4 protein-coding genes are annotated in these 7,400 nt (G+C 40.3%); all 4 read left to right on the top strand.

What is annotated here, in order from left to right:
* Positions 1-284: 284 nt before the first annotated feature.
* On the top strand, positions 285-875 hold the full coding sequence (locus JKG64_RS13970; protein WP_210354921.1) for an RNA polymerase sigma factor: 591 nt from the start codon (positions 285-287) through the stop codon (positions 873-875).
* An 81-nt stretch (positions 876-956) separates the two neighbouring features.
* Positions 957-2,117, top strand: coding sequence for a FecR family protein (locus JKG64_RS13965; protein ID WP_210354920.1), 1,161 nt, complete (start codon positions 957-959; stop codon positions 2,115-2,117).
* 124 nt (positions 2,118-2,241) lie between these two features.
* On the top strand, positions 2,242-5,838 hold the full coding sequence (locus tag JKG64_RS13960) for a SusC/RagA family TonB-linked outer membrane protein (protein WP_210354919.1): 3,597 nt from the start codon (positions 2,242-2,244) through the stop codon (positions 5,836-5,838).
* Positions 5,839-5,850: 12 nt separating this feature from the next.
* Positions 5,851-7,389, top strand: coding sequence for a RagB/SusD family nutrient uptake outer membrane protein (locus JKG64_RS13955; RefSeq protein WP_210354918.1), 1,539 nt, complete (start codon positions 5,851-5,853; stop codon positions 7,387-7,389).
* Positions 7,390-7,400 lie beyond the last annotated feature (11 nt).

Here is a 7,400-nt window from a genome sequence, read left to right as displayed (position 1 = left end):
CTAAAAATCAGTATGCCTACGAAAGCTACTAAGACAACCCTTGGCTCTTCCTCTTCTCACTATATAAAGCAAATCTATAAAACAAAAAATGTCTCCTATATTTGCTTACAACAAACATAGGAGACAGTCCCTTTTTATTTTTCAAAAAACGTCAGACGGAAGAGCTGTCCCTATATAATAAAAGCTTGACAGCACGGATAAATTTAAAAATATAACTATCTTGGCTTACCTTTGTAATTCGGGCTGACCAAAATTGCCTATTTAGAAGTGCAATAATTACATTTATGAATTCTTATATCGAATATTCGGACAAGGAGCTTGCTATTCTGTTAAGTCAGGATGACCAAGGTGCTTTTCAGCATATTTTTGAAAAATGGCATAAAAAACTTTATCACTTTTGTATACGTTACCTACACAATGCGGAACAATCTGAAGAAGCCGTCCATGACGCGCTAATCAAGCTATGGACTACGCGTCACAATCTAGATCCGGACCAATCGCTAGAAGGCCTACTCTATACTATCTGTAAGAGACTATGCCTAAACCGAATCCGAGAAGCTACACGATTCAGTGCCGCCGCGGAGGAACTCTGGATAAATTATCTGGACCAAAGTAATAGTACGGAAGAATTTCTAAATCTTGTAGAACTTCAAAAATTCACAGATCAAGCTGTCCAAAAATTGACCAAACAACAACAACTTGTTTTTAAGATGAGTAGATACGAGGGATTAAGTCAACAAGAAATTGCCGAAAAACTTAACATATCCAAAGAAACCGTAAAAAAACACAGTGCCGAAGCCCTTAAATCGCTCCGACTTCAATTCGAAAGTTACTTTCAGCTCGCGGTAATTTTTATGCTATTCAACAAATTTTAGTTTTTTCTTCATACCAACTACTCCCTTGTCTGTTTTACGGTGTATTATCATTAGTAACACCATCTTGAAGCCATCTAAGACATGAATGAGGAGAACTATATCATCCAGCATCTACTGGAAAAGTATGCTAACGGAAAAATCAGTAAAGAGGAATATGATAAACTTCTGTCGTATCTGAACGAATATGATACGTTGGACGATGTGGAATTGTTTATGGATAAAGATTGGAAAAGTCTTGACGGCTATCCACTACCACACTCCAAAAGCGCGGATATTTTCCAAGCGATCGTTGAAGATCCGCTCTATAGCCAGTCTATCCCCCGCCATAGAAATAAGACATCGATCAACAAATTATGGAAGTGGGGAGCGGCCGCGGCAGCGATAGTCCTAATGATTGGGGGCGTACAGCTCTATAACCAAAATGAGTCAAGCTTAAAGCCTGCACGTGAATTGGGCCAAAAACACGAAATAGTAGCTGGTGGAAATAAAGCAACAATCACCTTAGCGAATGGCGAACAAATCGTGTTGAGCGAAAATCAAAACGGTATCGTGATCGATGATGAACAGCTGACCTATAATGATGGCACTGTGCTTGGTGTACCCCAGGGCTCTTCGGCTACCCTGACACAGACGATCAGTACTCCAAAAGGGGGAACCTATCAGATCACCCTATCGGATGGAACTAAGGTGTGGCTAAATGCCGCTACCAGCTTAACTTATTCTGCGCATATGGGAACATCAAAAAAGCGTCTCGTTAAACTGGACGGAGAAGCCTACTTTGAAGTGGCTAAGGATATCAAAAAACCTTTTGTCGTAGAAAGTAAAACTCAAACCGTGGAAGTGCTGGGGACCCACTTTAACGTCAACAGTTATAGTGAAGAATCAATTAGCCGCACTACCCTACTGGAAGGATCGGTAAAGGTTAACAATACGCTCCTAAAGCCGAATCAACAAGTTGTGCTCCATGGTAACAAAACCCAAATTCTGAATGTGGATGCAGAGAGAATGATCGCCTGGAAAAACGGCAAGTTCATTTTCAAAAGTGAAAGCTTGGAAAGCATTATGTTAAAACTTTCTAGATGGTACGATGTAGAAGTCATCTATAAAGGAGATTTCACAGATAAAGTTTTCACGGGCTCAATCAGCCGCTACGACGATATTTCGGAAATTCTGGACAAAATATCGTTTACAAAAGCTGCCAAATTTAAAATTGAAGGAAGGAGGATTATCGTCATGCTATAACATATTCTAACTAAATGGCTAAAAAAAACGGGAGTACTTCGACCTACCCCCGCTTAACTGTTTGGCCAATCATTACAATTCATTACGAGAACTAATACTCAACTAACCAAACAATTCAAAATTAATGAAAATTGATGAAAAATATGGGGCGAATATTCGTATGAAAATGCTCCAAAAAACACTATTAATTATGAAGTTGACCACATTCATAATGCTTTTTTCCCTGCTGCAGGTAAGCGCTGTCACCAATGCCCAGATTACCATAAAGGGGAAGAATATATCGCTCCAACAGGTATTGGATAAAATAAGTGTGCAAAGCGGTTATGATTTTATTTACCTCGACAAAGATATTAACCATCTTAAGTTAATCGATGTCGATTTTAAAAATGCTAGTATTAAGCATGTACTGGAAACTTGCCTTAAGAATCAACCTTTATTCTATGCCATAAATGATAAGACTGTTCTGATACGGAAAAAAGATGAAATTGCTAAAAGTGCATCAGCTATTGCCGCTGTGGATATAAGGGGTATCGTACTGGATGAAAAGGGGGCTCCATTGGTGGGGGTAACTATACGTGTAAAAAACTCAAATATCGCTGTACAAACCAGTGCTGCGGGAGAATTTATTCTGCCTGGAGTCGATGAAGGTGCCGTATTACAGCTTACTTTTCTCGGGTACAAAAAGAGAGAAATAACCGTAGGCAAAGCACATACGTTGTCGATAAAAATGGAACCTCTTACCGCTGAATTGGAAGAAGTGTCTGTAGTGAATACCGGCTATCAAACGATATCAAAAGAGAGGGCCACGGGCTCCTTTAACACGATAAGCCAGGAACAACTTGAAAAACCTGCTACGAGCATCGCGCAACGCCTTATCGGAACTACAGCAGGGATGCAGGCTACACTGGACGCTGATGGCAATCCCAGATTTGAAATCCGGGGTCAGACGGCGTTGAATATCCGCGATCCTTTTGGGATCCGTAATCAAAATGCAGCACCTCTGGTCGTTGTGGATGGATTTCCGATACAAGGCGATTTTAGCACGATTAACCCCAATGATGTGGAGAGTGTGACCGTCCTAAAGGACGCAGCAGCAGCTTCCATATGGGGTGCTAAATCTGCGAACGGTGTAATCGTAGTTGTAACAAAAAAAGGAAAGAAAGGTATGCCATTGGCTGTAAACTTCTCCGCTTTCACCCGGGTCTCTAAAAAATTAGATCTGGATTATGTGAATCCGTTAGCCTCTTCATCCGAAACGATCGACTATGAGATGAAATCTTTTGGTAACTGGGGAGCACTGATAAACGGTGGTATGTTCCCAAATGACGTATACAAAGCTTGGTCTCCGGGGATGATAGCCATGAGTGAACATAATTTAGGCTATATTACATTGGCGGAGCGCGATGCACTTTTATCCTCCTACAAAACACTGAGCAACAAAAAACAGATTCGTGATGAGTTACTAACAAATCCTACAGTACAACAGTATTCTTTGGATTTATCAGGCTCGACTGAAAAAATGAGTAATCGCATCTCTCTGCTTTTTGAGGACACGAAAACTAACTTTAGACGATCCGACAATAAAAAATATACAGTCAACTATAATACATCTGCCGATGTTTTTAAATGGCTGCAAATCAATTTTGGAGGATTGGTCAATTATAACAAGGTAAACCGAAGTGGTGTCAATTATAATGTAAATCCTTATGGATCGCCAAACCCTTTAGCAGATATAGCGAACATCGCTCCCTATGAAATGCTTCGGAATGAAGATGGTTCGTTAAATAATATCTCTAGATATTACGACCCTATTCTCGACCGCTTTGTGCCTACGGACTTATTCCCTTACAAGGACTGGTCATACAATCCCATCCAAGAAATCGAAAACAGAGAATATACAAGTGAACAACTGAATACACGTTTACAAACAGGATTGAACTTTAAAATAATCAAAGGACTTTCTTTTGACACGAAGTTTCAATATGAACTTTTTAATACAACAAATAGAAACTTTAATAATGAAAACACATTTTATGCACGAAATAATGTCAATACCGCTGCTAGTTGGGACAGAGCTACAGACCGAATCACACTAAATCTGCCCAAGGGTGGTATTTTGGATCAAAACAAAAGTAGAACTGAATCTTATGTATTCAGAAATCAACTTAATTTTGAGAGACAGCTTAACGGGGACCATGAAATCAGTTTTATTGCCGGAACTGAAATAAACCACCTCGTTTCGGAAACCAATAGTGCACCTACTTCTTATGGGTACAATGAAGAAACCTTGAGTGTTGGTATATTTCCTAATGGGCCTGGTACCCCGACTGCACCTGTACGCGATTGGACCGGCTATAACCAATCTTTTAATTATGTAAATAATTTCTCGTATATAACGGATCGATATTTCTCCTTATTCGCGAATGCAGCATATACTTATAAATCAAAGTATACGCTATCGGGAAGCATGCGTACGGATGCTTCGAACCTGATTACAGATGATCCTTCTTATCGGTATGCCCCCTTTTGGTCACTGGGTAGTAGTTGGCGTATAAATAAAGAACGCTTTATGAAAGAAATCAATTGGATAGACCACCTTGCACTACGAGCGACCTATGGCTACAATGGAAATGTGGATAAATCGACATCTTTCCGACCGCTAATCGCTATGGAACCCTCGCCAAATCTGTATACCGGAGATTATAGGGCTTCTATTTCAAGTTTTGGAAACCCTACCCTACGCTGGGAGAAAACAGGCACTTGGAATATAGGTATCGATTACAGCTTATTCCATGGTGCGCTATACGGTAAAGTCGATCTTTATAACAAATCAGGCAAAGACCTGATAGCAACCCTATCCATTCCTGCGGTAAATGGAACCATGCGTCAGAACCTAAACAATGCCGCTATGACAAACAAAGGGGTCGAGCTAGAGCTGGGAACGGTACAGCGAATAAAAGAAAATGATATTGTGTGGAGGGGAAATGCTAACTTTTCGTATAATAGAAATAAAATCACCCAATTATTTGTAGCTAATTATAATGCTGCTGCCCTTGTAGGAGGTGGATCTATCGCTTATGTAGAAGGACAAGATGCAAATACGCTATGGGCATACGAATACACGGGAGTAAAAAACAACCAACCAACAATTGCTGGTCCAAATGGTACATTTTACGATTTCTCGGCCTCAACTTCTGGTGATGGCACCACTTATCTATTGAATATGGGGACTAATGTCGCTCCATATACCTTTGGATTTACCAACTCGTTTAAAGTTTACGATTTTAATCTATCCTTCATCATTACCGGAAAATTTGGGCATAAGTTTAAAAGAAAAGGCTTTAATTATCCTGCAACACTATACGGACGTGTATTACCGAATAAGAAAGTTGGTGAGGTCGTAAACGGTGATCCTATGGATATAATACCACTTCCACTGAACCAAATCGAGCCACGATATTATTTTTGGGATAGATTCCACCCCTACATGAATTATCTTGTTGAAAATGCTTCGCATATCCGTTTGCAGGAAATCAACTTAAGTTATAACCTACCCATCAACTTAAGTTCAAAAATTAACATGAGGCGTGTCCAGGTATTCGCGCAGGGAAATGATCTATTTACCATTGTGGCGAACAACGCAGGCGAGGACCCTGAATATCCTTTAGGCACATTGAAACCGCAACCTCGTATTTCTTTTGGTATCAAGTGTGAACTCTAAAAAAATAATATCATGAAAAAAACACATATACATAGCTATAGCATATTTATTTTAGTCGTCGTGTCATTTATGTTGCCATCATGTAACCGCTTCTTAGAAGAACCGCCTTCTAAGACTTCCGCACTCGTTGTAAAAACAACCGAGCAACTGAATGCATTGCTAGATAATCACTCTACTTTTTACCGAGAGGAAAATCGCGCCCAGACCTTTGGCACGGATGACTGGGGACTGACTATCGACCTCTATAATGGTGGACCAGGAATTCTTTCCAATATTGCTAGCATACAATTTGCAACCTGGGACGCCCAGTATCTCTTAGATGATCAACGGGATAACTTCTGGTCCGATGAGTACAAAAAAATATTCACTGCAAATATGGTACTAAACAACCTGAGCAATGTCAGTGGAACAGAACAGGAAAAGGCGATTATTAAAGCCGATGCTCATTTCATCCGTGCTTATAGCTATTGGATACTGGCCAACACCTATTGTCTCCCCTACACGGAAGCCAATAAAAATGAATTGGGTCTCCCCATAAAGACCAGTACCAGTTTTGAAGAGCCTATAGAAAGACAATCTTTGGAAAAAGTGTACCAGTTGATCGAATCGGATCTGGAGGAAGCGCTAAAAACCTCTGTCTCCTTAACAGCTTCGGGTAGAGCTAGGCATTGGAGGGCAAGTAAGGAAGGTGTAAATGCTTTCGCTGCACGTTTTTATTTACATAAAAATGATTACGACAAAACCATTGCGCACGCTAACGCTGTATTACAGGACTACAGTACCCTTGTAGACTATAATACCGAAATGCACTATGGTATCGACGGAACTGTAGGTATTAACGCCGGAACACCACAAGCAGAAACCGTGACGATCAAGTATCCGTATACACATGATAATAGTGCCGACCAAACGGACATGATTGGATGGAAAGAATTTCTATACTTCAGGATGCTTAGCGTAAGCACTTGGTGGTATATACCTAGTCAGGAGTTGTTAGGACTTTATGACAAAACAAACGATTTACGCTATCAATATCACATGGTCGAAAACTACTCGTATGATCGAGGGATGGTCAAACCATCCTACAGCTATCCGGGTTATGTATTTTTCTTTAAAGAATCAATTCCATCTGGCCCTACAGTAGCAGAAGTGTTATTAATGAAAGCCGAAGCGCTGGCTCGTTCCGATGATTATGCGGCGGCAATGAATACGCTAAATATCTTAAGGGCAAAACGGTTAAAACCTGGCGCATGGGTCAATCTGGAGGCTTCATCCAAAGATGATGCTATAAAAAAGATACTGGAAGAAAGAAGACGAGAAATACCTTTTGTACAACGCTGGTTTGACATCCGGAGATATAATAATAACGAAGACCCCAATGATGATGTGCTTTTAACCCGCGATTTTTATCCCTATAGTAGTACCAATGTATTATTAGGTGAACCCGTTAAGACGTACTCCTTACCGAAAAATTCGAGGCGGTATGCGAGCCCAATACCTGTAACAGAGATTATATCGAGTAATGGTACTATCGTTCAGAATACGTATTAAGCGTATCAGAG

It is taken from the genome of Sphingobacterium tabacisoli, from assembly GCF_017908035.1.
GTDB lineage: Bacteria > Bacteroidota > Bacteroidia > Sphingobacteriales > Sphingobacteriaceae > Sphingobacterium > Sphingobacterium tabacisoli.
This window is presented reverse-complemented; position numbering and strand designations above follow the sequence as displayed.